Raw genomic sequence first — 25,385 nt, 5'->3', positions numbered from 1 at the left:
CTTGACGTCCTCGTCGCCGAGGATGATCTCGAGGCCGTTGGCCATCACCTCGGCGCTGCCGCCGCGCGCCGAGCGCGCCGAGCGGGCCCAGGCGGCGGTCGAGCGGCTGCGGCCGGCCGGGACGGACGCGGTCGCCGTCACCTGGGTGGACAACGCCGGCATCGCCCGGGTGAAGGCCGTCCCGCTGGCCGGCCTGGTGCACGCCGCCGAGTGGGGCATCGGCGCGGCGCCCTGCTTCGACGTCTTCCTGGCCGACGACACGATCGTCACCAGCCGGCTGATCGGCGGCCCCACCGGGGACCTCCGGCTCTACCCGGACCTCGACCGGCTGGTCCCGCTGGCCGCCCAGCCCGGCTGGGCCTGGGCGCCGGGCGAGCGGTACACCCAGGCCGGTGCCCCGCACCCGGGCTGCCAGCGGCTGTTCGCCCGCCGGATGACGGCGGCCGCCGCCGAGCGCGGCATCGGCCTGAAGGCCGGCATCGAGGTCGAGTGGGTGGTCGCGCTCGCCGGGGAGCCGCAGGACGCGCCCCGCTACCCGACGGCCGGCCCGGCCTACGGGATGCACCGGCTGACCGACCTCTCCGACTACCTGCGCGAGCTGCTGCGCGCCCTCGACGCCCAGGGCCTGACGGTGCTGCAGGTCCACCCCGAGTACGCGCCGGGCCAGTTCGAGGTCTCGGTCGCCCCCGAGGGGCCGGTCGAGGCCGCCGACACCAGCGTGCTGGTCCGCCAGACGATCCGGGCCGTCTCGGCCCGGCACGGCCTGCGCGCCTCCTTCGCCCCCGTGGTGGAGGCCGGCTCGGTCGGCAACGGCGGCCACCTCCACCTCAGCCTCTGGCGCGACGGGCGGAACCTCGCCCGCGGCGGCCCCGGCCCGCACGGCCTGACGGCCGAGGCGGAGGGCTTCCTCGCCGGGGTGCTCGGCGCGCTGCCCGAGCTGCTGGTGCTCGGCTCCTCCAGCCCGGCCGGATACCTGCGGCTGGTGCCCTCGCGCTGGGCCGGCGCCTACCAGTGCTGGGGCCTGGAGAACCGGGAGGCCGCGCTCCGGCTGGTCACCGGCTCCACCGGGGAGCGGGCCACCGCGGCCAACGCCGAGGTCAAGTGCTTCGACGCCACCGCCAACCCGTACCTCGCGGTCGGTGCGGTGCTCGCCGCCGGCCTCGCCGGGCTGGACCAACGGCTCGCGCTGCCACCGGAGTTCAGCGGCGACCCGGCCGAGGCCGGGCCCGGGACGGTCCCCCGGCTGCCCGCGAACCCGGCCGAGGCGGTCGCGGCGTACCGGAAGTCGGCGGTGCTCCGCGAGGCGCTCGGCGAGGCGCTGTACGAGGCGGTGCTCGCCGTCCGGACGGCCGAGAGCGAGCAGTACGCCTCGGCCACCCCGGAGCAGCTGGTCGCGGCCACCCGCTGGCGGTACTGACCGGTGCCCCTGCTGGACGTCCCGGCCCTGGTCGACCACCACTGCCACAGCGTGGTGGCGGCCGGCCTCGACGACGACGCCCTGGCCGGCCTGCTCACCGAGTCCGACCGACCGCCCGCCCCCGGCAGCTCGCCGTTCGACAGCGCGCTCGGCCTGGCCGTCCGCCGCTGGTGCCCGCCCGCGCTCGGGCTGCCCGCGCACACGCCCGCCGCCGAGTACCTGGCCCGCCGGCGTGAGCTGGGCGCCGCCGAGGCCACCCGCCGGCTGCTCGCCGCCGCCGCGCTCGACACCTGCCTGCTGGACACCGGGCTGACCGCGGCGGCGGGGCGTCCGCTGTTGCCGCTCAGCGAGTTCGCCGAGACGGCCGGCGCCCGGGTGCGCGAGGTGATCCGGCTGGAGACCGTCGCCGAGTCGGTGCCGACGGGCGCCGAGGCCTGGCCGCTCGCCGTCGGCGAGGCGCTGGCGGCCGCCGCCACCGGCGCGGTGGCCGTCAAGTCGGTGCTGGCCTACCGGCACGGCCTGGCGGTGCCCCCCGACCGGCCCAGCGCGCGGGCGGTCACGGCCGCCGCCGGGCAGTGGCAGCGGGCCGGCCGCGGCCGGCTGACCGACCCGGTGCTGCTGCACCACCTGCTCTGGACCGCCCTGGACGTCTGCGCCGGGCTCGGCCTGCCGCTCCAGCTCCACACCGGCTTCGGCGATCCGGACCTCACCCTGCACCTGGCCGACCCGTCGCTGCTCACCGGCTTCGTCCGGGCCGCCGAGCCGAGCGGGGTGCCGCTGGTCCTGCTGCACGGCTACCCGTACCACCGTCAGGCCGCCTGGCTGGCCCAGGCCTTCCCGCAGGTGTACACGGACCTCGGGCTGACCGCCTCCTACACCGGCCCCCGGGTGGCGGCCGTGCTCGGGGAGATGCTGGAGCTGGCGCCGTTCGGCAAACTGCTCTTCTCCACCGACGCGTACGGCCTGCCCGAGCTGTACCTGGTCGGCGCGGCCCAGTTCCGGCACGGCATGGGTACCCTGCTGGACCGCTGGCTGGCCGACGGCGCCTGCTCGGCGGCCGATGCGCAGCGCCTGGCCCGGCAGGTGGCCGCCGACAACGCCCGCCGCCTGTACCGGCTCTGACCCGGGGAATTGTGGATCGTCCACGCCCCGACGCGTGAAAGCGTCAGAAGTCCTGACATTCACTTAATGGATTGACGCCTGGTCGGCATCCCTGGAACCGCCTGTGTCGGAAGTGGCCGAACGGTGTCGATTAGATGACTACCTCTTGCGGATTCCGACGCATGTTCACTAGCGTCCCGATCATTCCACTGCACCTGTCTCGTGCAGCTGCATGACGACTCGGGAGGGCCAACCCCTATGAGTGTTCCTCGGATCAGCCGGACCCGGTTTGCCGCGGTGGGCGTCGTCCTCGCCACCGCCGGTGCGCTGGCCCTGCCGGCCGGCACCGCCGTCGCGGCCACCGGGGCCGAGCCGACGACCGGGCCGCTGCTCAGCTACGTGGTCAACACCCAGGCGAACCACGGCCAGGTGCAGAAGGTCGAGAAGGCCATCACGACCCTCGGCGGCACCGTGGTGTACTCGTACGAGCAGATCGGCGTCGTGATCGCCCGCTCGAACGACACCCAGTTCGCCGCCAAGCTGCGCCAGGCCAAGGGCGTCCAGTCGGTCGGCGCCAGCCGCACCAAGGGCATCACCGCCGCCGACACCCAGAAGGCCGAGGTCGCCGCCGAGCCGACCGCCGCCGCCGCCCCTGGCGAGGAGCCCATGTGGGCCAACCAGTGGGACATGCGCCAGATCGGCGTGGACAAGGCGCACAAGCTGTCGCTCGGCAGCAAGAGCGTCACCGTCGGCGTCCTGGACTCCGGCATCGACGGCACCCACGAGGACCTCGCGGCCAACGTGGACGCCTCGCAGTCGGTCTCCTGCATCGACGGCGGCAAGCCGAACACCGACTGGAAGGCCTGGCAGCCGGGCCCCGACGGTGACCACGGCACCCACGTGGCCGGCACCATCGCCGCCGCGAAGAACGGCAAGGGCATCGAGGGCATCGCCCCGAACGTCAAGCTGGCCGCGGTCAAGGTCGTCGACGACGGCGGGTTCATCTACCCGGAGTACGCCATCTGCGGCTTCGTCTGGGCCGGTGAGCACAAGTTCAAGGTGACCAACAACAGCTACTACGTCGACCCGTGGCTGTTCAACTGCCAGAACGACCTGGACCAGGCGGCCATCACCACCGCCGTCCGCCGCGCCGTCGAGTTCTCGCAGCGCAAGGGCGTCCTCAACGTCGCCGCCGCGGGCAACGAGAACATCGACATGGCCCACAAGACCGTGGACGTGGCCAGCCCGGACGACACCACCCCCGGCAGCCGCCCGATCACCAACGACTGCCTGAGCCTGCCGACCGAGCTGGACGGCGTCGTGGTCGTCTCCTCCGTGGGCGTCAACGGCGACAAGTCGTACTACTCCAGCTACGGCAAGGGCAAGGTGACCGTCGCCGCCCCCGGTGGCGACCGCCGCTACCAGATCCCGAACACCCCGGACCAGAACGGCCGCACCCTGTCCACCATCCCCGGTGGCAAGTACGGCTACATGCAGGGCACCTCGATGGCCTCGCCGCACGCCGCCGGTGTGCTCGCGCTGCTCGCCAGCACCCACCCGTGGGCCAGCCCGGAGGAGCTGACCGAGCTGCTCACCAACCAGGCCGAGTCGCACGCCTGCCCGTCGGCCCCGTTCAACCCGGGCGGTGCCGGTGAGTGGACCGCCACCTGCGAGGGCGGCGCGGACGACAACGGCTTCTACGGCGCGGGCATCATCAACGCCGAGAAGGCGGTCCAGTGGTGGCGCTGACGCGCTGACCGTGCACTGAACGGCTGACCGAGGTGGAGAGCGGGACTCGCGTCCCGCTCTCCACCTCGCTTTTGAGTACCGGTACTCAGGCGGCCGCACCGGCAAGATCGCCATAATGGTCCCCGCAGACGGCGCACGGCACGAGGAGCGGAGCACCATGGCACAGATCCACACCGGCTGGCAGCAGCAGCCCCAGCCCCAGCCCCAGCCCCAGGCCCGGCCGGGCGGCGAGCGGGTCTGGCCGTGGCTGGTGCTGGGGGCCGTTCAGTTCGCCGTCGCCTCCCCGATGATCGGGATCATGCTGGCCGGCGGCCTGGTGGCCGGCGTGTTCGGGCTCGCCTCCCCGGACGGGTCGGTGGGCGTCGTGCTGGGCCTGCTGTTCGTGCTGGTGCTCGGACCGCTGCTGGGCCTAGCGCTGCCGGCGCTGTCGCTGCTCTCCCCGGCCGTGCGCCGGGTCAACCGGGCCGCGCTCTTCGCGCTGCACACCTTCGGTCTGCTGGTCGGTACGGCGGTCGAGTACTTCTTCTGGTTCCGCCCGGCCACCGGCTGAGCCCGCCCGGCGGGCCCGGCGCCGTCACTCGACGTGGCGGTCCCAGACCGTCTCGACCGAGGGCTTGCCGTGCAGGTCCGGCACCTCCTGGAGCCAGGCGGGCCGGCCGGCCTTGCTCCGGGCGGTCTGCCGGCGCTCGGCCTCGCGCAGCTGCTCGGGGGTGGCGAACCCGTCGGGCAGCCATTGGGGGGAGAGCACCGCACGGGCCGCCAGGTGCGTGACGTACGCGTGCCGCAGCGCGTCCACCGAGTCGAAGCCGGGCTCGTCGGCCAGCCACGCGTCCGGGACGAGCGCCAGCACCTCCTCCAGCAGGCCGACGGTGACCAGCGGTCCGAGCTCCTCGTCCGCCAGTCCGACGTCGGGGGTGCAGCCGCCGAGCGCGTGGGCGCTGAGGTCGTACTTCTTGCCGACGGCCGCCCCGGCGGTGGACCAGCGGTGGTGGAAGATCAGCGCGGCGCCGTTGTCGATCAGCCAGAGCCTGTCGTGCCAGACCATCAGGTTGGGGTTGTGCACGGTGCGGTCGACGTTGCCGGTGAGCGCGTCCAGCCAGACCACCCGGCCGGCCTGGACCGGGTCGACCGGGATCATGCCGGGCCTGAAGTCGCGGGAGCCGGGCAGCAGGTCCATGCCGAGGTTGAGCCCGGCGCTGGCCCTGAGGATGTCCTGGACCTCGGCGTCCGGCTCGTCGTCGGCGACCGCCGGGTCGAAGTCGACCAGTCGCAGTTCGGGCACCGGCAGGCCGAGCCGCCGGGCCAGCTCCCCGACGATCACCTCGGCCACCAGCGCCTTGCGGCCCTGCGCGGCACCGGTGAACTTGACCACGTAGGTGCCCAGGTCGTCGGTCTCCACCACGCCGGGGACGGAACCGCCGGCCCGCAGCGGGTCGACGTAGCGCACAGCTGTCACCTGATCGAGCACACCGGCCACCCTAACGCGTGAGCCGTGGTCCGCTCAGCGGGATTACCCGGCTTCCCCGGCCACCGCACGGGCGTCCGCGAGGGCCTGCCGGACGGCGCCCGGAATGTCGGTGACCGGGAAGAGCACCCGGCGCACCACCCGTTCCCGGTCCAGCACCAGGACCGCCCGCTTCAGCCGCAGGCCCTGGCCGACGTGGAAGGTGGGCAGCCGCAGGGCGGCCGCCAGCCGGACGTCCAGGTCGGACAGCAGCGGGAACGGGATCTCCTCCGCTGCGGCGAACTCCCGCTGCTCGTCGGGCCGTTGGGTGGAGACCCCGCGCAGTGCCAGGCCGGCCGCCCGGAACTCCGGGTACGCCTCGCGGAACAGCCGGTTCTCCAGCGTGCAGCCGGCCGCCCCGGGGATGTCCCCCCAGCCGGCCGGCAGCGGCGACGGGCGCCCGGTGCCGGGGTAGCAGAACAGCACGGTGGCGCCGGCCGCCCGGTCGACCGGGTCCAGCTCGCCGCCGGTGTGCACGGGCAGGGTGAGCGCGGGCAGCCGGGTGCCGGGCAGCGCGGCCATCCGGGCGGCCTCCGCGCTGTCGGGCGCGGCCGAGCCGGAGAGCGTGCCGTCGCCGAGCAGCCAGCGGTCGGCCCAGTCCTGCATCGCCACCAGGACCGGCAGCAGGGCCCGGCCGGCCTCGGTGAGCCGGTACTCGTACCGGACCGGGCCGTTCTGGTACGGCACCCGCTCCAGCACGCCGGCCTCGGTGAGGTGGCCCAGTCGTTCGGCGAGCACCTTCCGGGAGATGCCGAGTTCGTGCTGGAGCTCGTCGAAGCGCAGCCGGCCGCGCGCCGACTCGCGGACGATCAGGATGCTCCACCAGTCGCCGATCACCGCCGCGGACTGGGCGATCGCGCAGCTCGCGTCGCGCTCCGGCACGTCTCTGAGCACCGCTGCCCCTCTCACCGTTCGAGCGGCCATCCTTGCACCCCCTTGTGAGTTCCGGAAAGGAACTTGTAAGTTCCCAATGAAAACTCAAGCCGCCGGGGGGAGACACCGGCGAGAGGAGAGGGGGAACGGATGCCCGTCGCCTGGGCGACCCTGCGCCGGACCTGGACGATGACCAGTCGCGCCTACCCGTGGTCGTACGCGGTCGGCTGCCTGCTGATCGGCGTGTTCACCATCGGCCTGTCCTACCTGGGCCTGCACGCCATCGGCGGCGGTTCGGTCGACGGGGACTTCACCGCCCGCACCGGCGGCGCCGACTACCTCGGCTACATCGCGATCGGCGCCGCCGGCTACATGTTCACCGTGCGGATGCTGCTCTGGAGCAGCAAGGCGCTGATCACCGAGCAGCGCCAGGGCACCCTGGGCGCGCTGCTGATCGCCCCCGCCGGGCGGCTGCCGTACCTGCTCGGCTTCACCGGCTTCGCGCTGCTCAACACGGCCGTCGAGGTCGGCCTGCTGGGCGGGTTCGCCGCCGTCCTCGGCGTCACCCTGCCCGCCTGGCACCCGCTCGCGGCCCTGGCCGGGGTGCTGGCGCTGACCGCCGCCGTGTTCGCGGTCGCGGTCGTGCTCGGCGCGCTGATGATCGTCGCCGGCGAGGCGCACATCTCGCAGAACACCGTCTTCCTCGCCGTCTCGCTGCTCTGCGGGATCACCTTCCCGAACAGCTACCTGCCGGCGCCGGCCCAGTGGCTGGCCGAACTGCTGCCCGTCACCTCCGCGATGGATGTGCTGCGCGACGCGCTTGGCCAGGGGCGGCCGCTCGCCGACCTCGTCCCACGGCTGGTCACCTGCCTCGCCCTCAGTGCGGGCTACCTGCTGCTCGGCCTGCAGGTGCTCCCCGCGGCCGAGCGCCGCGCCGCCGAGCGGAGCTTCTGACCCCGGTGACCCGCCCCGACCCGATCCGCACCAGCCGCCCGAGGAGCCGCTGACATGATCCGCACCCGCGCCCTGCGCAAGACCTTCCGCACCCGGGACAACGGCCTGTTCGGCCCGCGCACCGTGAAGACCGCCGTGGACGGCCTGGACCTGGAGATCCCGCCCGGCCGGGTCACCGGCCTGCTCGGCCTCAACGGCGCCGGCAAGACCTCCACCATCAAGATCCTCGCCACCCTGCTCCGCCCCACCTCCGGCACCGTCACCCTGGACGGCCTCGACGTGGTCGCGCACGCCCGCGAGGCCCGGCGCCGGATCAACCTGATCGCCGGCGGCGAGCGGATGGTCTACGGCAAGCTCACCGGCGCCGAGAACCTGCGCTACTTCGGCCACCTCTACGACGTCCCCAACCCCGTGCTCCGCACCCGGACCGCCGAACTGCTCGACCTGGTCGGCCTCGCCGACGCCGCCGACACCCCGGTCGAGCGCTACTCGCGCGGCATGACGCAGCGGCTCTCGATCGCCCGCGGCCTGATCAACGACCCGGCGTACCTGCTGCTGGACGAGCCCACCCTCGGGCTGGACGCGCCGATCGCCCGCGACCTGCGCCGGGTGGTCGCCGCCCTCGCCGCCGAGGGCCGGGGCGTGCTGCTCACCTCGCACTACCTGACCGAGGTCGAGGAGCTGTGCGAGCACGTCTACGTGATCTCCGGCGGCCGCCACCTCGCGGCCGGCAGCCCGGCGGACCTCAAGACGGCGACCGGCAGCCACCGCAGCGTCCGGGTCACCGTCACCAACCCGTCGGCGGAGCTGGAGTCCGCCGTCACCGGCTTCGCCGGGCGGCTCGGCGTCGGCGTGCGGCTGGAGACCACCGAGGAGGGGGCGCTGCTGGTGACCGTCCGCCACCCGGAGGACGTGGCCGGCCCGCTGGCGGGGGCGATCGTCGCGGCCGGCGGCTCGATCGGCGGCCTGGAGGTCACCGAGGCCACCCTCGAGGACGCCGTCCTGGCGCTGACCGACGCGCCGCTGGAGGTGGCCGCATGACCGCCCTGCCGTCCACCGGGTCGCTGGTACTGGCCGCCGCCGACCGCGGCCCGCGCCCGTCGGCCGACCCCGGCCGCACCCTGCCGCCGCCCCGCCCGGGCACCGGCCGGCGCCCCCGCCCCCGGGACCCGTACCGCGGCCGCGCGCTGCGGCACGCCGGCAAGGTGTTCGCGGCCGAGGCGCTGAAGCAGCACCGGAGGCTGTTCGGCCAGCCGCTCGTGGTCGCCTCGATGCTGGTCTGGCCGCTGCTCCAACTGGCCGCCACCTACTACACGCTGCACCCGATCGCCGCCGGATCGGCCGCCGCCGCCCGTTGGCCGCTCGCCGCCGACCCGTCCCGGCTGCTCGGCTTTCTCGCCACCGGGGCGCTGGCCTGGGCGTTCTTCTTCTCGCTGGTCCAGTCCTCGTGGAACTTCGCGTTCGAGCGCACTACCGGGACCCTGGAGCTGCTCTTCCTCTCGCCGGCCGGCCGGCTGGTGCTGATGGTGGCCAACGGCGCCGGCGCGCTGCTGCAGAACGCCTGGCTGCTCACCTGCTTCCTGGGCGCGGCCGCGTTCGGCTTCGGCACCCTGGACGTGGCCGGCCCGTGGATGTACCCGGTGGTGCTGCTGGCCCTGCTGCTGCCCGCGGTGGCCTGGGGCGCGCTGCTCAACAGCCTGATGGTGTTCTCCCGGGACTCCGCCTTCGTCTACACCGTGCTGGACGACCCGATGTGGTTCGTCGCCGGGGTCCGGCTGCCGGTGTTCGCGCTGCCCGGTGTGCTGCGGGTGCTCGGCGCGGGGCTGCCGCTGACCGGGAGCCTGGCCGTGGTGCGCGGCGCCCTGCTGGACGGCGAGGGGCTGGGCGAGCTGGCGCCCGGCCTGGCCTGGCTGGCGGCGCTCTGCGTGCTGCTGACGGCGGGTGCGGCGCTGGCCCTGCGGCTCGGCGAGGCGCGCGCCCAGCGGACCGGAGGCCTCCGGCTGGCGTGATCCGCCCGCTGTGGTTGGCTTGCCGGTGAAACCGCAGTCCGAGCGGGTCCGGAGTCCGAGCAGGGCCGGGCCCGAGCACGAAGGAGAGCAAGGTCATGGGACAGGTGCAGGCCACCACCGAGCGGGTCTACGACGCCACCCCCGAGCGGGTGTACGAGGCGCTGGCCGACTACCAGGTGACCCGCCCCAAGCTGCTGCCCGCGCAGTACAGCGAGTACGAGGTCCGGGCCGGCGGCACCGGGGCGGGCACCCAGGTGCACTGGAAGCTCCAGGCCACCGAGAAGCGGGTCCGGGACTGCCTGTTCACCGTCTCGGCGCCCACCCCGGACCGGCTGGTGGAGAAGGACGCCAACTCCAGCATGGTGATCACCTGGACGGTCTCGGCGGTCGGCGAGGGCCGGTCCAAGGTCACCGTCTCGGCCACCTGGCAGGGGGCCGGCGGCATCGGCGGCTTCTTCGAGCGGACCTTCGCCCCGAAGGGCCTGAACCGGATCCACGACCAGGTGCTGGCCAACCTGGCCGACGAGGTCCGCTGAGGTCCGCCGGGGTGCGCCGACCCGACCCGGGGAGGCGCCCCCGGCTCGACCGGGGATTCGATCGGGTCGCCCACCCGTACGAGCGGCAAACCGTACGGGTGGACGGCCGCCACCTGAGGGTGACGGCGGGCGCCCGGCGCGGCGGAGCCACCCTAGGCTCGCCGCCGTGCATATGACGATCCTTCACATTTCGCAGCCCGTCGACGGCGGAGTCGCCCGCGTCGTCGTCGACCTGGTCCGCGGCCAGCGCGAGGCCGGCCACCGGGTGCTGGTCGCCTGTCCGCGCGGCGGCCGGCTGGCCGAGGAGGCCGCCGCGGCCGGCGCGCTGGTCCGGGACTGGCCGGCCCACCGTTCGCCCGGCCCGGCCACCGCCGCCGAGGCGTGGCGGCTGCGCCGGATCGTCCGGGCCGCCGCGCCCGACATGGTCCACCTGCACAGCGCCAAGGCCGGGCTGGCCGGCCGGCTGGCCGTCCGGGGCGCGGTGCCGACCGTCTTCCAGCCGCACGCCTGGTCGTTCGCCGCGGTCGACGGCGCGCTGGCCGCCGCCACCCTGCGCTGGGAGCGCTACGCGACCCGCTGGGCGCACCGGCTGCTCTGCGTCAGCGTCCAGGAGCGGGCCGACGGCGTCGCGGCCGGCCTGCACGCCGACTGGGCGGTGGTGCCCAACGGCGTCGACGTCCGGCACTACGCCCCGGCCGAGCGGCGGGCCGCCCGGATCGCGCTCGGGCTGGACCTGGACGCCCCGCTGGCCGTCTGCGTGGGCCGGCTCTGCCGCCAGAAGGGCCAGGACGTGCTGCTGGCCGCCTGGCCCGAGGTGCTGCGCCGGGTGCCGCAGGCCCGGCTGGCGCTGGTCGGCGGCGGGCCGGACGCGGCCCGGCTGGCCGACACCGTACGGGAGTCCGCCGAGCCGTCCCGGGTCCGGCTGGCCGGCGACGTCCCCGACCCGCGGCCGTGGCTGGCCGCGGCCGACCTGGTGGTGCTGCCCTCGCGCTGGGAGGGGATGGCGCTGGCCCCGCTGGAGGCGATGGCGGCGGGCCGTCCGGTGCTGCTGACCGACGTACCCGGGGCCCGTGAATGCCTTCCGCCGGCCGAACGGGACCGCGCCGTGGTGCCGCCCGAGGATTCCGCTGCACTCGCCACCCGAATGGCCGAAGCGCTGTCCGATCCGATCGAGTGCGAGCGACGCGGTTCGCGCCTGCGTGACCATGCCGCGGCCCGCCATGACGTGCGGTCGGTGGTCGAACAGGTGGACGCGCTCTACCGGGACCTCTTGGGGGCCGGCCCGGCGGCCGGACGGCGCCGTGCCCGTGTCCCGCAGCGGATCTGATCGTTTCACATGCCGTGGATGCCGGTCGCTCTGGCGCTGTCGTATTCGCACCCTCAACCGGTTGTGGGTGAGGCCTGAAATCAGAAATACCTATTAATGGGCGGCTGGAATGAAATGGCAAGTCGACTTCCGGCATACCAGTTCACGTTCGGTAATGTCTGATTTCGCCTGCATCGTTTCGATTTCACGCCGGGAATTCGCGAGAAAGCCGAAAGCCGCCAGCGGCAGCAGGTGCTGTCAGGACCGAGCCCACCGGGCCGGGACGGCCGCCCCGGGCCAACCGCGCCGGGAGGCCGTCGCCCCGGGCACACAGCAGGGGAGTACGTGCGCTGATGACCATTGACCACGACAGCGTGCCACGGCCCGGCCGGCCCCTGTCCGGCCCGCGGCGGCCCGGCACGGGGCTGCTCGACCGCCCGGCCCGCACCGCCCAGACCCGCAGTGCCCCGCCGGCCCGCCGCCACCGCCGGCCCGTCCGCTCCCGGCTGGTCCTGCCCGTCGCGCTGGCCGCGGTCGACGCCGTCGCCCTCTGCACCGCCACGGGCATCGCCAACCGCGTGCTCGACCCGGCGGTGCGGGTCGAGCCGCTGGTCGGCGTGGCCGCCCTGCTGCCGCTGCTGCTCGTGCTCAACCTCGCCGCCGGTCTCTACCGCACCCGGCTCACCCTCTCCGTCCTCGACGAACTCCCCGCGCTGACCGTCCGGGCCGTCGTCGCCACCGCCTTCGCGGTCACCCTGGCCGGCTGCCTCGACGGCCGCTGGCCCGACTGCGGCCCCGCCACCCCGGCCCGGCTGAGCGTCCTGCTCGGCGCCCAGCTGCTGCTCGCCGTCTGCGGCCGCGCCGTGCTCTACCACCTGGTCCGCCGGGTCCGCCGCAGCCGCCCCAGCCCCGTCCTGGTGCTCGGTGCCGGCCGGCTCGGCCGGCGGGTCGCCGCCGCCCTCAGCGAGCGCGGCGAGTACGGCATGCGCCCGGTCGGCTTCCTCGACCCCGACCCGCCGCTGCTGGCCGGCGACACCGACCTGCCGGTGCTCGGCGGCCGCGAGGTGCTGGAGCGCGAGATCCGCCGCCACCGGATCCACCACGTGGTCGCCACGGCCGGCGCCGCCGACGAGGCCGAGACCGCCGCCGCCCTGCGCGACGCCGCCCGGCTCGGCTGCCAGGTCTGGCTGGTCCCCGCCCTGCGCGAGTACGGCTCGCTGGAGACCGGCCGCTTCGCCGGCGGCGACCACCTCTGGGGCTTCCCCTGCCTGCAGGTCGGCCGGCCGGCCATGCGCCGCTCCGGCTGGGCCGCCAAGCGCGCCCTCGACATCGCCGCGGCCGGCCTCGGCCTGCTCCTGCTCGCCCCCGTCCTCGCCCTCTGCGCACTCGCCGTCCGCTTCGACACCGGCCCCGGCGTGCTCTTCCGCCAGCAGCGCACCGGGCTCGACGGCCGGGTCTTCACCGTCCTCAAGTTCCGCACCCTGCGCCCCAGCAACGAACACGAGTCGGCGACCCGCTGGAACATCGCCCAGGACCACCGGATGGGTGCCGTCGGCAGGCTGCTGCGCCGCAGCTCCCTGGACGAGCTGCCCCAGCTGTGGAACGTCCTGCGCGGCGACATGAGCCTGGTCGGCCCGCGCCCCGAACGCCCCTACTTCGTCATGCGGTTCAGCCAGGCCTACCCCGAGTACGCGGACCGCCACCGCGTCCCGGTCGGCCTCACCGGCCTCGCCCAGGTCAACGGCCTGCGCGGGGACACCTCGATCGAGGACCGGGCCCGCTTCGACAACCGCTACATCGAGAGCTGGAGCCTCTGGCAGGACGTCAAGATCCTGTGCCGCACCGCGGCCCTGATGCTCCACCCGGACGGGAGCTGACCCGGCGTGGCCCTCACCCTCTCCGCCGTCCCCCACCCCGGCCGGGCCTTACGCCGGGCGTGGACGGCACCGCTGGAACGGCCCAGCCTGCTCGCGGCCGCGACCGTCCTGCTGGTCTGCGTTCCCACCGGGGAGAAGGACGTCACCGCCGCCGTCCACGTCACCGCCGCCGACCTCGCCTCGCTGGCCCTGGTCGCGCTCACCGCGGTGAACCTGCTGCGCGGCCGCACCCCGGCGATCGGCCGCACCGGCGCCGTCCGGTTCGGCGCGGTCGTGGTTGCCGCGGCCGTCGCCACCATCGGCTCCATCGATCCGGCCGCCAGCGTCACCGGCTTCGTCCGGCTCACCCAGGTCTTCGTCCTGGTGCCGGCCGCCGTCCTCTGCGCGTTGCGCGACCGCACCGACCAGCGGCTGGTCCTCGGCTCCTTCGTCGCCGCCGCCCTGGTCGAGGGCGCGGTCGGCGCCCACCAGTACCTCACCCGGACCGGCGCCTCCTACGCCGGGCAGCCGGTCCGCGCGGTCGGCACCTTCGGCGCGCTCGACGTCATGGCGATGTCCACCGTGGTCGCCTACGGCCTGCTCGCGGCGCTGGCCCTCGCCCTCGGCGAGCGGGGGCCCGGCGGCGACGCCCGGCTCCGGCGCGCCATGTACGCGGCCGCCGCCTTCCTCGCCTTCCCGCTCGCGGTGTCCTTCAGCCGCGGCAGCTGGATCGCCACCGGCGCCGCCGCCGCCGTCCTGCTGCTGCGCGCCGACGCCCGGCTCGCCGTCCGCAGCGCCGTCCTCGGCCTGGCCGCCGCCGTCGTCCTGGTCGGCGGCCTCGGCCTCGGCGCCTCCGGCGTCACCGACCGGCTCAGCTCGATCGGCTCGGTCTCCGCCGCACCCGACCAGTCCGTCTCCGACCGCTACGACCTGTGGGCCACCGCCGAGCGCATCTGGCAGGACCACCCGGTCGCCGGCGCCGGCCCCAAGGCCTTCCAGCAACTGCGCGACAGCCACGCCCCGTTGCGGCTCTCCTCCGGCAGCGACGCCGCGGACGCCACCATCGGCTTCCAGCGCGAACCGCTGCTCTCCCCGCACAACATGTACTTCCTCGTCCTCAGCGAGCAGGGCCTGATCGGCATCGTCGCCTACGCCCTGCTCTTCCTCGGCCTGCTGCTCGGCTGCCTCCGCCGCGCCACCGGCCCCGGCCTCGCCGCCCTCGCCCTGCTCGTCTGGGTCCTGGTCGACTTCCTGTACGCGGACATCGGCGGAACCACCACCGTGCTCACCTCCGTCGTCCTCGGCCTGGCCGCCCGCGCCGCGCAGGCCCGCCCCGGCGGCCCGGGCACCGGCAGCGGGAGCCGGAAGGCGCCCGCCCGATGACCACCGAACCGCCCGCCTCGCTCGCCCCCGCCCTGCCCGCCCCCCGCAGCGCACCGGCCGGCGGGTCCGTGCCGGCCGGCCCCCGGCACGGCTTCGTCGCCAAGGCCTTCGGCGTCACCGCCGTGCTCACCGCGGCCGGCTCCGCCCTCGGCCTGCTCCGCGACCTCCTGCTCGCCACCTTCTTCGGCGCCGACCAGGGCACCGACGCCTTCCTGGTCGCCTGGACCGTCCCGGAGACGGCGGCGCCGCTGCTGATCGAGGACTGCATGGCGTTCCTGATGGTCCCCGCCTTCAGCCTCGCCCTGGTCCTGCGCGAGGAACGGCCCGACGGACCCGACCCGGTACGGCAGTTGGCCCGCGCCACGCTGCCCCGGCTGCTGCTGGTGCTGTGCGCCGTCACCCTCGGCGTCGCCCTCGGCGCCCCCTGGTTCGTCGGGCTGCTCGCCCCCGGCCTCGCCGACCCGGACCTCGCCGTCGCCTGCACCAGGATCACCGCGCTCACCATCGTGCCGTTCGGCCTCGCCGGGTACCTCGGCGCCGCCCTGCGCGCCCACCACAGCTTCACCGCCCCGGCCGGGATCTACGTGGCGTACAACCTCACCATCCTGGTCGCGCTGCTCACCGGCCACGACCGGCTCGGGGTGAAGGCGGCCGCGATCGGGGTCGCCGCCGGCAGCCTGCTGCTGGCGGCCGTCGTGGCCGTGCCGACCGGCCGTCTGCTGCGCCGGGGCCGCGCGGCGTCCCGGTCCCCGCTGGCCGGCCAGGGCCTGGTGCTGATCCCGCTGGCCGTCCTCCCGGTGGTCGCCTTCACCCTGACCCGCCAGGCACAGGTCTTCATCGAGCGGTACCTGGGCTCCGCACTGCCGCCGGGCAGCATCTCGCACCTCAACTACGCCGCCAAGGTCTCCCAACTGGCCATGACCGTGGCCATCCTGCTGGTCACCGTGACCTTCCCGCTGGTCGCCCGCGCCCTCGCGGCCGGGGACCTCGACGCCGCCCGCGACCGGGTCGAGAAGGACCTCGGCCAGGGCGCCGCGCTCGTCCTGCTCGGCACCGCCTTCCTGCTCGCCTGCGCCCCCTCGGTGGTCGCCCTGCTCTTCCAGCGCGGCGCCTTCGGCCCGCAGGACACCGCCGCCACCGCCGCCGTCATCCGCGTCTACAGCTTCGGCCTGCCCGCCCAGGCCCTGATCGGCGTGATGATCCGCCCGTACTTCTCGCTCCGCCCGGTGGTCCGCCGGGCCGGCGACCCGGACGGCGACGACGGCGGCCGGCGGCTGCTCGACTGGTACCCGGTCGCCGCCATGGCGGTCGGCCTGGGCGTCACCGCCGCCGTCGGCCTGCTCGCCACACCGCGCTTCGGCGCCCTCGGCCTGGCCGCCGGCAACGCGGCCGGCATCACCACCACCGCCGCCCTGCTGCTGCGCGGCCTGGTGCTGCGCGGCATCGCGCTGCGCCTGCGCAAGGTCCTCGGCGGCCACGCCCGGCTGCTGGCGGCCGCCGCCGGCGCGGTCGCCCTCGGCACCCCCGCGGCCGGACTCCCCGCCGACCCCCTGCTCTCCACCCTGCTCGGGGGCGCCACCGTGGCCCTGGCCTTCGCCGCCCTCGGCACCGGCCTCGGTGCCCGCGAGGTGCGCGGCCCCGTCCTCGCCGCCGTCCGGGCCCTGGGCCCGTCACCCGTTGCCGATGAAGGGAACCTTCCCCATGGATGAACGGGGTCCTGTCCGTTCGGTCCTGGCGGGCGTCCGCCGCTCCGCCGTCGCGGCGGCCGCAGGCGTGCACGCCGACGCTCCACGCGCCGGCGTCGGCCGCCCCCAGGCACGGCTGCCCAGAAGCCGCCGCCCCACCGCCGGCCTCCCGGGCCCGGAGACCACCTCGCCGTGGATCCTGATGTACCACTCGGTGGCCGTCGAGGAGCACGACCCCTACCAGCTGACCGTCAGCCCCGAGCGGTTCGCCGAGCAGATCGCCTGGCTGCACCGGCGCGGCCGGCGCGGCGTCTCCGTCCGCGAACTGATGCGCGCCCGGGCCGCCGGGAAGGACGACCGGCTGGTCGGCCTCACCTTCGACGACGGCTACGCCGACTTCGCCCGCTACGCCGTACCGATCCTCCAGGCCTACGGCTTCACCGCGACCGCCTACGTCGTCGCCGACCTGCTCGGCCGGGACAACGACTGGGACGCGGAGGGCCCGCGCAAGAAGCTGCTCACCGTCCAGGAGGTCACCGAACTCGCCGCCGCCGGCTGGGAGATCGGCTCGCACGGCCTCGGTCACCGGTCCCTCCCCGGGCTGCCCGCCGACGTCCTCGCCACCCAGACCCGGGAGAGCCGCCGGGCGCTGGAGGAGGTGGCCGGCGGCCCGGTCACCGGCTTCTGCTACCCGTACGGGGCGGTCGACCTGCCCGCCACCCTCGCCGTCCGGGACGCCGGCTACGACTACGCCTGCGCCATCGCCCACTCGCCGCTGACCGGCCGCTACGCCCTGCCCCGCTGCTACGTCGGCGACCGCGACGGCGCCTGGCGGCTGCGGGCCAAGCGCGGCCGGCACCGCCTCCGCGACACCGTCACCGAGCTGCGCCGCCACCGCCTCGCCGCGCAGCACCGGAGGTCCGCCCGGTGAGAGTGCTGCACATCGTCACCGGCCTCGCCTCCGGCGGCGCCGAGCGCCAACTCCAGCTGCTGCTGCGGCACCTGCCCGCGCACCAGCACTGCGAGGTGGCCGCGCTGACCAACCCCGGCACGGTGGCCGCCGCGCTCCGCGCCGAGGGGGTCACCGTCCACCACCTCGCCATGCGCGGCAACCGGGACGTCGGCGCGCTGCCGCGGCTGGTCCGGCTGGTCCGGGCCGGCCGCTACGACGTGGTCCACACCCACCTCTTCCGGGCCCAGCTGTACGGGCGGCTGGCCGCCCGGCTCGCCGGGGTCCGGGCCGTGGTGAGCACCGAGCACTCGCTGCACGCCGGGGTGATCGAGGGCCGCCCGGTCACCCGGGGCGTCAAGGGCCTCTACCTGGCCGCCGAACGCCTCGGCACCACCACCGTCGCGGTCTCCCGCCAGGTCGCCCAGACCCTGCACTCCTGGGGAGTCCCGCCGGCCCGGGTCGAGCTGATCCCCAACGGCATCGACACCGCCCGCCACCACCGTGCGGACGCCGACCGGGCCGCCACCCGCGCCCGGATGCGGGCCGGACTCGGCCTGCCGCCGGACGGCTGGGTGATCGGCGGGGTCGGCCGGCTGGTCCCCGGCAAGCGCTTCGACGTCCTGCTGGAGGCGCTGGCCGGGCTGGACCGGGCCGCCCGCCTGGTCCTGGTCGGGGACGGCCCCGAACGCGCCGCCCTGGAGCGGCGGGCCGTCGAACTCGGCGTCCGGGACCGCCTGGTGCTCACCGGCGAGCGCGACGACGTCCCCGACCTCCTCACCGCCCTGGACGTGCTGGCCGCCCCCTCGACCGAGGAGACCTTCGGCCTGGGCGTCCTGGAGGGCCTCGCGGCCGGCCTGCCGGTCCGCCACAGCGCCTGTCCGGCCCTGGACGAACTGCCGCCCTCCGCCGCCCCGCAGGCCCGCCGGATCCCCTCCGACGCCGCCGCCTACACCACCGCGCTGCGCGAGCTGCGCCACCTCAACGACCACAGCACCGACCCGCTGCCCCGGCCCCCGGCCGTCGGCCACTACGACATCGCCCGGGTGGCCGCCGACCTCGGCGCCCTCTACGACCGCCTGGCCCGCGCTTGAGCCGCCGACCGGGCGGCCGCCGCAGCCGGGCCCGCATATCCAAGGAGCACCCCATGTCCGAACCGCGCCGAAGCGCCCGCAGCCTGGTCCGCCGCTGGTGGCCGGTGGTCCTCGCGGTGCCGCTGGGTGCCGCCGGCGGCGGCGGGTACGCCGCGGTGGCCGAGCCCTCGTACGCCGCCAACTCCTACGTGGTCGTGGTGCCGCAGAACCCGGGGGAGAGCGCCACCGCGGTCAACTTCGCCCAGGCGTACGGCCGGCTGGCCGGCCAGCCGCAGGTTCTCGCGGCGGCCGCCGCCGACACCGGGCACACCCGTGCCCGGCTGGAGGCGCTGGTGCACGGCACCACCTCGCCGGACGCCCCGATGATCGAGATCACCGGCACCGGCGGCCGGCCGGAGGAGGCGGTCGAGGCCGCCGACGCGGTGGCCCGCTCGCTGGTGTCCTTCGCCAACGCCAGCAGCAGGGAGACCGGCGTCCGGCTGGTCCCGCTGGCCCCCGCGGCCGAGCCGGACGAGCCGACCACCCCCTCCGCCCAGCTGGACGTCGCGGTCGGCGGCGCGGCCGGCCTGCTGATCGGCGCGCTGGTGATGATGACCCGTCGGCGGGGCGGGTCCGGGCCGGAGGCTGCGGCCGCGCCCGAAGCGGTCACCCCGCGCCTGCGCACCGAGGAGGACCGGGCCCGGGACGACGCCCCGCCCGCCGCAGCCGTCGCAGCCGCGGCGGCCGCCTTGGCGAAGACTCCGGCGACGAGGACCCCGGCGGCGAGGAACGGGAAGGCGGAGACGCCCGGGAAGGGCGAGACGGCCGCGGGACCGGAGAAGTCCGCCGGGCCGGAGAAGGCGGGGAAGAGCGCCGCCGGGAGCGGTCGATGACCACCCCGGCCGCCCCGGCCACCGGCCTCCCCGCCCAGGCCGGCCCCCCGCGCTGGACCACCGAGCTGCGCCGGGAGGACGACGCCCTCGACACCCTCGCCGAGGAGTGGGAGGACCTGGTCACCCGCTGCCGGACGGCCACCTTCTTCCAGTCCGCCGCCTGGCAGGCCTCCTGGTGGCGCCAGTACGGGCGCCCGGGCGGGCTGCACGTGCTGCTCGTCCGCCGGGACGGGCGGCTGGTCGGCGCGGGCGCGTTCCGACGGCGCGGCGGTCCGCTCGGCGGCCTGACCGGGCTCGGCGACGGGCTGATCGACTTCACCGACATCCTGCTCGACGACTCCTGCGCGGACCGTGCCGCCGCCGAGTTCGCCGCCGCGCTCCCGCTGACCCGCCCCTGGCACAGCCTGGAGCTGCGCGAGGTGCACCCCGAGGCGGCCGTGCAGCGGGTGTTCGAGCAGTGGCCCGGTCGTCGGAGCCGCTTCGCCGACTCGCTCTGCCAGTACCTGCCCGGGGTCCCGATGGACGAGCTGCTCAAGCGGCTCAGGGGCAAGACCGCCCAGCGCAACCGGGTGAAGCTGCGCAAGATCGCCGAGGCCGGGGTCGAGGTGCGCTCGACGCCCCCGGAGGAGGTGCCCGAGGCGCTGGCCGGCCTGCTCCGGCTGCACTTCCTGCAGTGGCAGGAGCGCGGCGTCACCCCGGAGCACCGCACCGAGCGGTTCGCCCGGCACCTGGCCGACTCCACCACCGGCCTGGTCGCCACCGGCCGGGCGGCCGTCCACCAGTTCCGGCTGGACGGCGAGCTGGTCGCGGTGAACGTGCTGCTGCTCTGCCCGTCCTTCAGCGGCCTCTACCTGTACGGCGCGCATCCGGGTCTGCGCGAGCGGCTGGACATCGCCGGGCTGCTGTTCGGTGCGGCGCTGGAGGAGACGGTGGCGGCGGGCATCCCGGTGATAGGCCTGCTGCGCGGTCAGGAGCCGTACAAGCAGCGGTGGCGGCCGGACCGGCTGCCGAACCAGCGGCTGCTGTTCGGCCCGCGCGGGCCGGCCCCGGCCGCAGCCGCCCGGGCCGGAACGGTGCGGGCCCGGCAGGCCGCGGTGCACGTGCTGGACGCCCGGTTGCCGGGGCTCAAGCAGGTGCTGCTGGCCCGCCGTCGCAGCTGACCCCGTCCGGCGCGCGGGACCGGCCCGGCCCCGGGCTCAGCGCCGGGCCGGCCGGCCGCCCTCGGACGGGCTCGGCGAGGGGGCCGCCGACGGCGACGCGGTCGGCGCCGCCGGGGAGGCGGAGGGGGACGCGGACACCGTCGGCGGGATCGCCGGAGCGGGCACCACCGGCACCGCCGGCACCACCGGTGCCGGCGGCACGGTGGCCGGGGCCCCCTTGGACCCGGCCATCAGCTGCCTGAACCTGGTGCTGGAGCGCGGGTTCTGCCCGCACTGCCAGAAGCCGTGCGGGCAGTAGTCGGTGACGGTCTGGTAACTGGTGTCGTGGGTGCGCATCCAGTCCACCATCCGCTGCACGAACTCCGGGTTGTCCCCGTTCCGGAACAGCCCCCACTCCGGGTACGAGACCGGCTTGCCGTGCTTGGCCGCGAACTCCACCTGGTCCTGGAGCCCGTACGGCTCGCGCACGTAGTCGTCGAAGGTGGCGCCGGCCGGCTGGTCGTAGTTGTCCATGCCGATGATGTCGACGACGTCGTCGCCGGGGTAGCACCTGGTCCACGGGATGGCGTCCACCCCCCGGTTCGGGGTGAAGTCGAAACGGAACCGCTGCCCGGGCACCGAGCGCATCACCGAGACGATCCGCCGCCAGTACGCCTTCCACGCCGCCGGGTCGGGCTTGCAGCGGTGGGTGTAGGTGACGCCGTTCATCTCCCAGCCGAGGGTGAGCACGGTGTCCGCCCCGCCCAGGGCGACCAGCCGGTGGGCGAGCTTGAGGAAGTGCCGGTCGAAGTCCCCGCGCGCGCCCTGGGCGAGCAGCCGGGCGACCTCGGCGTCCGGCACGCCGGCCTCGTTGGGCACCAGCATCGGCACGCCGAGGATCAGCATCCGGGACGGGTCGGCGAGCCGCCACTGCGACCACAGGCCGAGCACGACCGGGTCGCCCTCGATGTCGGTCCAGTGGTTGCCGGCCAGGTAGGTGTGGCCGACCTGCAGGTTGGCGTTGTTCAGCCACTGGGCGTACTGCCCGAGCTGCGGGATGTACGTGTCCCAGGAGCCGACGAAGGCGCCGAACGGCGGCTCGTGCTGCGGGCGCTGGACGACCGGCCGGGGTGCGGCGCCGCGGGGGAGGAGCGCGTCGGAGGAGAGGGTGTGCCGCTCGGTCTGGCTGAGCGGCGTCCCGGCGGGGACGCCGGCGGTGGTCAGCAGCAGCAGGGCGGCGGCGGCCAGCGTCAGGCGGCCGATTCGCATGGTCTCTCCTCCGGGCATCGCAGAACGGGGCCGGCCGGACGGACCGTGGTGCCCCGCTCGCAGACAGTAGGCCCGGCGAGCGTCGGAAAAGCCGAATGTCACCCTAAAGTGGGCGATATTCGAACGCCGTCCGCCGCCATGTGCCGTGTATCACCTCTGTAACAGTCCGGACCGCCTTTGGCGCCCTACCGCGGCGGCCGTCCGGAACCGCTGCCGGCCCGACGGCGCAGGTCGGCGGGCGGGTCGGGAGGAGGGGCGCGATCCGGCCATCCACGGTCCCGCCGTTCGGACGGGCGGCCGGGTCCGGCTGACTCGTACGGGTGGTGAAAGGTACGCTCCGCCCGTGTCCTGGAAGCCGCTGCGTGTCCTCACCCCCCGATCGATCCTCCCTGCCCTGGCGGTGCTGCTGGTCCTTGTGGCGGGCGCGGCCGCGCACGCCAACAAGCCGGTGCCGTTCGGGGACCGGGTGGCCGAGCCGGGTGCGGCGGGCGCCAGCCCGGTCGACGCGCAGACGCTGAGCGCGGCCGACCTGGAGCTGAAGGTCGGCCCCGGTCTGGAGGCGTACCACCGCGCGACCGGCGAGTACGCCTGGTCCTACCGCCGTGAGGGCGCCACCGCGCTCTACCTGGCGATGGCGGGCGAGAGCGCCGTGGTGGTCTGGGACGACGGCCTGGTCACCTCGGTGCGGCCGGGTGACCACGAGGTGCGCTGGCACCGTGCCGTGCCCGGCCTGGCGGACTGGCTGCGCGGCGACGGCGAGCCGGGCGCCGACAAGCGCACCGACGAGCAGCGCAAGCAGCTGGCGCAGGAGCGCGCGTCCGCGGCCCTGCGCACCGTCGGGCAGTCCGCGCCCTGGGTGGCGGTGGTCACCCCCAACCTGACCATGGGCTTCCGCGACGCCGACGGCGACCTGCGCTACAACTCCAAGCCGCCCGGCAACTGCGTCTACGACCCGATGCGCACCGTCGGCACCGACTTCGCGGTGCTGGTGCCGCGCAGCTGCACCAACAGCAGCGGCCTGGCGGTCTCCGGCGGCATCTCCGGGTACCGGCTGGACAGCACCGGCTGGGCGCTGAACGCCGGTCCGGGGGTCTCGCTGAAGGCGCTGGACGGCCGCCGGGTGCTGATCTCGGACGGTCCGATCGTCACCCCCAAGGTGTTCGACACCAAGGCCGCCGCCCCCGAGTCGGCCTGCGGCAGCCCGGCCGAGCCCTTCGCCGCCGTCCGCCCGCAGGGCACCTGTGCGGAGGCCCCGGAGGGCACGCCCCAGCCGTAGGCCTGCCCGGCCCCGGCCCCGGCCGGTACCCCCGGCCGGTAATTCCTCCGGGCCTCCTCGCGGGGCCCGGTAGACTTGCCGCGATGGCTGTTCTCTCCGGGCACTAGCGGACGAGCGGCGCGCCGCCCCGAGCGGTCTGCCGGTCCACCGACGACGCCCCTTCCGCCGCCCCGGACCCGGGCTCCGCCCGGGCGCCCGCCCACGTCCCAGGAGTAGTTCCCAGCCATGATTTCCGCCAACGCCCTCGAGCTGCGCGCCGGTGCCCGGATCCTGATCGAGTCCGCCAGCTTCAAGGTCGCCCCCGGTGACCGGATCGGCCTGGTCGGGCGCAACGGCGCCGGCAAGACCACGCTCACCAAGGTGCTGGCCGGCGAGGGCCTGCCGGCCGCCGGCACGGTGACCCGCTCCGGCGAGGTCGGCTACCTCCCGCAGGACCCGCGGACCGGCGACCTCGACGTCCTCGCCAAGGACCGCATCCTCTCCGCCCGCGGCCTCGACACCGTGCTGAAGAAGATGCGCGAGAACGAGGACCGGATGGCCAACGGCAAGGGCGCCACCCGGGACCAGGCGATGAAGAAGTACGCCCGGCTGGAGACCGAGTTCCTCACCAAGGGCGGGTACGCCGCCGAGGCCGAGGCCGCCACGATCGCCGCCGCGCTGGGCCTGCCGGACCGCATCCTCGGCCAGCAGCTGCACACCCTCTCCGGTGGTCAGCGCCGCCGCGTCGAGCTGGCCCGGATCCTCTTCTCCGACTCCGACGTGCTGCTGCTCGACGAGCCCACCAACCACCTCGACGCCGACTCGATCGCCTGGCTGCGGGACTTCCTGAAGACGTACAAGGGCGGCTTCATCGTCATCTCGCACGATGTCGACCTGGTCGAGACGGTCGTCAACAAGGTGTTCTACCTGGACGCCAACCGCTCCGCGATCGACGTCTACAACATGGGCTGGAAGCAGTACCAGCAGCAGCGCGAGGACGACGAGAAGCGCCGCAAGCGCGAGCGGGCCAACGCCGAGAAGAAGGCCGCCACGCTGAACGCGCAGGCGGACAAGATGCGCGCCAAGGCGACCAAGACGGTGGCCGCGCAGAACATGGCCCGCCGCGCCGAGAAGCTGCTCTCCGGCCTGGAGCAGGTCCGCCAGAGCGACAAGGTCGCCAAGCTGCGCTTCCCGGACCCGGCCCCGTGCGGCAAGACCCCGCTGACCGCCAGCGACCTCTCCAAGTCCTACGGTTCGCTGGAGATCTTCGCCGGCGTGGACCTGGCGATCGACCGCGGCTCGCGGGTCGTCGTGCTGGGCCTCAACGGCGCCGGCAAGACCACCCTGCTGCGGATGCTGGCGGGGGTGGAGGCGCCGGACACCGGCGAGGTGATCCCGGGCCACGGCCTGAAGATCGGCTACTACGCCCAGGAGCACGAGACCCTGGACCCGGACCGCACGGTGCTGGAGAACATGCGCTCCTCGGCGCCCGACACCGACCTGGTGCAGATCCGGAAGATCCTCGGTTCCTTCCTGTTCTCCGGCGACGACGTCGACAAGCCGGCCGGGGTGCTCTCCGGTGGCGAGAAGACCCGGCTCGCGCTGGCCTCGCTGGTGGTCTCCAGTGCCAACGTGCTGCTGCTCGACGAGCCCACCAACAACCTCGACCCGGCCAGCCGCGAGGAGATCCTCGGGGCGCTGCGCGAGTTCAGCGGCGCGGTCGTGCTGGTCACCCACGACGAGGGCGCCGTCGACGCGCTCCAGCCGGAGCGGATCATCCTGCTGCCGGACGGCGTGGAGGACCTCTGGAGCCCGGCCTACGCCGATCTGGTCTCGCTCGCCTGAGCGAACTAGACGCCCGGTCCCCTTTTCGGACCAGAAAAACTAGTCCTTACGGCGTGTCCGGGAATGAAGAGGTCCCGGATTCCGTTTGAGGAGCTTCCGTCGGCCCGCCACTCGATCGTGGTCGGGCCGACGCTGCTGATCAGCCACTTCGCGGCGGACGGCGCAATCCCTCCGGGGGCGTGCACTCTGCGTGAGCGCCCTTGTGCGCTCTGATCACCACCGGCGGACCACGCATTCCCGACATCGACCTTGTCGAATGGGTGGCCAGGACGCTGTGGATGGGTGATCATGGGAATCTGACCGAGCAACGCTACGAGGAGGCACGGGTGGCCGAGACTCTGAAAAAGGGCAGCCGGGTGACCGGTGCCGCGCGTGAGAAGCTCGCGGCCGATCTCAAGAAGAAGTACGACTCCGGGGCGAGCATTCGCGCTCTCGCGGAGGAGACCGGCCGCTCGTACGGCTTCGTGCACCGGATGCTGAGCGAGTCCGGAGTGATCCTCCGGGGCCGCGGTGGTGCCACGCGGGGCAAGAACAAAGCTACTGCTGGAGCAAGCTCCTGACGGTCCGTCAGTCAATCGACGGATGACTC

The 25,385-nt window shown here is 74.8% G+C and carries 22 protein-coding genes; 19 read left to right on the top strand and 3 right to left on the bottom strand.

Translation table 11 applies throughout. The features are described from left to right. The first annotated feature begins 37 nt into the window (after positions 1-37). The 4 genes from ABZ885_RS10225 (at position 38) to ABZ885_RS10210 (ending at position 4,817) form a co-directional block, all read left to right on the top strand. The gene (locus ABZ885_RS10225; protein ID WP_360185909.1) at positions 38-1,417 is read left to right on the top strand and encodes a glutamine synthetase family protein; all 1,380 of its coding nucleotides are present in this window, start codon (positions 38-40) and stop codon (positions 1,415-1,417) included. Between the two features lie 3 nt (positions 1,418-1,420). Next, the gene (locus ABZ885_RS10220; protein ID WP_360185907.1) at positions 1,421-2,539 is read left to right on the top strand and encodes an amidohydrolase family protein; all 1,119 of its coding nucleotides are present in this window, start codon (positions 1,421-1,423) and stop codon (positions 2,537-2,539) included. A 237-nt stretch (positions 2,540-2,776) separates the two neighbouring features. After that, a complete protein-coding gene (locus ABZ885_RS10215) occupies positions 2,777-4,267 on the top strand; it encodes a S8 family serine peptidase (RefSeq protein WP_360185904.1) in 1,491 nt (496 codons plus the stop codon). A gap of 157 nt (positions 4,268-4,424) precedes the next feature. After that, on the top strand, positions 4,425-4,817 hold the full coding sequence (locus tag ABZ885_RS10210) for a hypothetical protein (RefSeq protein WP_360185901.1): 393 nt from the start codon (positions 4,425-4,427) through the stop codon (positions 4,815-4,817). Positions 4,818-4,841: 24 nt separating this feature from the next. Here ABZ885_RS10210 and ABZ885_RS10205 read toward each other — a convergent pair whose 3' ends face one another. After that, positions 4,842-5,735 carry a HipA family kinase gene (locus ABZ885_RS10205; RefSeq protein WP_360185898.1) on the bottom strand — a complete coding sequence of 298 codons (894 nt, stop codon included), beginning with the start codon at positions 5,733-5,735 and terminating at the stop codon, positions 4,842-4,844. Between the two features lie 42 nt (positions 5,736-5,777). Beyond that, positions 5,778-6,665 carry a winged helix-turn-helix transcriptional regulator gene (locus ABZ885_RS10200; protein ID WP_360185895.1) on the bottom strand — a complete coding sequence of 296 codons (888 nt, stop codon included), beginning with the start codon at positions 6,663-6,665 and terminating at the stop codon, positions 5,778-5,780. 129 nt (positions 6,666-6,794) lie between these two features. Here ABZ885_RS10200 and ABZ885_RS10195 point away from each other — a divergent pair, with 129 nt between their 5' ends. From ABZ885_RS10195 to ABZ885_RS10140, 12 genes are all read left to right on the top strand, one after another. Next, the gene (locus ABZ885_RS10195; RefSeq protein ID WP_360185892.1) at positions 6,795-7,598 is read left to right on the top strand and encodes an ABC transporter permease; all 804 of its coding nucleotides are present in this window, start codon (positions 6,795-6,797) and stop codon (positions 7,596-7,598) included. A gap of 54 nt (positions 7,599-7,652) precedes the next feature. Next, the gene (locus tag ABZ885_RS10190; protein WP_360185889.1) at positions 7,653-8,639 is read left to right on the top strand and encodes an ABC transporter ATP-binding protein; all 987 of its coding nucleotides are present in this window, start codon (positions 7,653-7,655) and stop codon (positions 8,637-8,639) included. After that, positions 8,636-9,607 carry an ABC transporter permease gene (locus ABZ885_RS10185; protein WP_360185887.1) on the top strand — a complete coding sequence of 324 codons (972 nt, stop codon included), beginning with the start codon at positions 8,636-8,638 and terminating at the stop codon, positions 9,605-9,607. Before ABZ885_RS10190 ends, ABZ885_RS10185 begins: the two co-directional genes overlap by 4 nt. 95 nt (positions 9,608-9,702) lie before the next feature. Further along, positions 9,703-10,143, top strand: a complete 441-nt coding sequence (locus tag ABZ885_RS10180; RefSeq protein WP_360185884.1) for an SRPBCC family protein — start codon at positions 9,703-9,705, stop codon at positions 10,141-10,143. Positions 10,144-10,315: 172 nt separating this feature from the next. Beyond that, the gene (locus ABZ885_RS10175; RefSeq protein ID WP_360185881.1) at positions 10,316-11,470 is read left to right on the top strand and encodes a glycosyltransferase; all 1,155 of its coding nucleotides are present in this window, start codon (positions 10,316-10,318) and stop codon (positions 11,468-11,470) included. Between the two features lie 332 nt (positions 11,471-11,802). Further along, positions 11,803-13,326: an exopolysaccharide biosynthesis polyprenyl glycosylphosphotransferase gene (locus tag ABZ885_RS10170; protein ID WP_360185879.1), complete on the top strand. Its 1,524-nt coding sequence runs from the start codon at positions 11,803-11,805 to the stop codon at positions 13,324-13,326. 6 nt (positions 13,327-13,332) lie between these two features. Then, complete coding sequence (locus ABZ885_RS10165; RefSeq protein WP_360185876.1) at positions 13,333-14,688, top strand: O-antigen ligase family protein; 1,356 nt, start codon at positions 13,333-13,335, stop codon at positions 14,686-14,688. Beyond that, positions 14,685-16,397, top strand: coding sequence for a lipid II flippase MurJ (locus ABZ885_RS10160; protein ID WP_360185873.1), 1,713 nt, complete (start codon positions 14,685-14,687; stop codon positions 16,395-16,397). Before ABZ885_RS10165 ends, ABZ885_RS10160 begins: the two co-directional genes overlap by 4 nt. After that, entirely contained in the window at positions 16,390-17,304 is a 915-nt protein-coding gene (locus ABZ885_RS10155) for a polysaccharide deacetylase family protein (RefSeq protein ID WP_360185870.1), read from the top strand. The genes ABZ885_RS10160 and ABZ885_RS10155 overlap by 8 nt, the downstream gene beginning before the upstream one ends. Continuing rightward, complete coding sequence (locus tag ABZ885_RS10150; RefSeq protein WP_360185867.1) at positions 17,301-18,416, top strand: glycosyltransferase; 1,116 nt, start codon at positions 17,301-17,303, stop codon at positions 18,414-18,416. The genes ABZ885_RS10155 and ABZ885_RS10150 overlap by 4 nt, the downstream gene beginning before the upstream one ends. Positions 18,417-18,469: 53 nt before the next feature. Beyond that, a complete protein-coding gene (locus tag ABZ885_RS10145; RefSeq protein WP_360185864.1) occupies positions 18,470-19,288 on the top strand; it encodes a hypothetical protein in 819 nt (272 codons plus the stop codon). Beyond that, positions 19,285-20,448 carry a GNAT family N-acetyltransferase gene (locus ABZ885_RS10140; protein ID WP_360185861.1) on the top strand — a complete coding sequence of 388 codons (1,164 nt, stop codon included), beginning with the start codon at positions 19,285-19,287 and terminating at the stop codon, positions 20,446-20,448. Before ABZ885_RS10145 ends, ABZ885_RS10140 begins: the two co-directional genes overlap by 4 nt. Positions 20,449-20,484: 36 nt before the next feature. Here ABZ885_RS10140 and ABZ885_RS10135 read toward each other — a convergent pair whose 3' ends face one another. Continuing rightward, positions 20,485-21,696, bottom strand: a complete 1,212-nt coding sequence (locus tag ABZ885_RS10135; protein ID WP_360185858.1) for a glycosyl hydrolase — start codon at positions 21,694-21,696, stop codon at positions 20,485-20,487. 343 nt (positions 21,697-22,039) lie between these two features. Between ABZ885_RS10135 and ABZ885_RS10130 the strand changes: the two genes are divergently transcribed. The 3 genes from ABZ885_RS10130 (at position 22,040) to ABZ885_RS10120 (ending at position 25,356) form a co-directional block, all read left to right on the top strand. Then, positions 22,040-22,972 (top strand): hypothetical protein, encoded by a 933-nt coding sequence (locus ABZ885_RS10130; protein WP_360185856.1) that lies wholly within the window; start codon positions 22,040-22,042, stop codon positions 22,970-22,972. Positions 22,973-23,197: 225 nt separating this feature from the next. Next, positions 23,198-24,796 (top strand): ribosomal protection-like ABC-F family protein, encoded by a 1,599-nt coding sequence (abc-f, locus tag ABZ885_RS10125; RefSeq protein WP_360185854.1) that lies wholly within the window; start codon positions 23,198-23,200, stop codon positions 24,794-24,796. A gap of 326 nt (positions 24,797-25,122) precedes the next feature. Beyond that, positions 25,123-25,356 carry a helix-turn-helix domain-containing protein gene (locus ABZ885_RS10120; protein WP_049658450.1) on the top strand — a complete coding sequence of 78 codons (234 nt, stop codon included), beginning with the start codon at positions 25,123-25,125 and terminating at the stop codon, positions 25,354-25,356. The last annotated feature ends 29 nt before the right edge of the window (positions 25,357-25,385 follow it).

Source organism: Kitasatospora sp. NPDC047058 (assembly GCF_040643935.1).
GTDB lineage: Bacteria > Actinomycetota > Actinomycetes > Streptomycetales > Streptomycetaceae > Kitasatospora.
The sequence above is the reverse complement of the archived record's forward strand: the minus strand, read 5'-3'. Positions and strand labels throughout refer to the sequence as shown.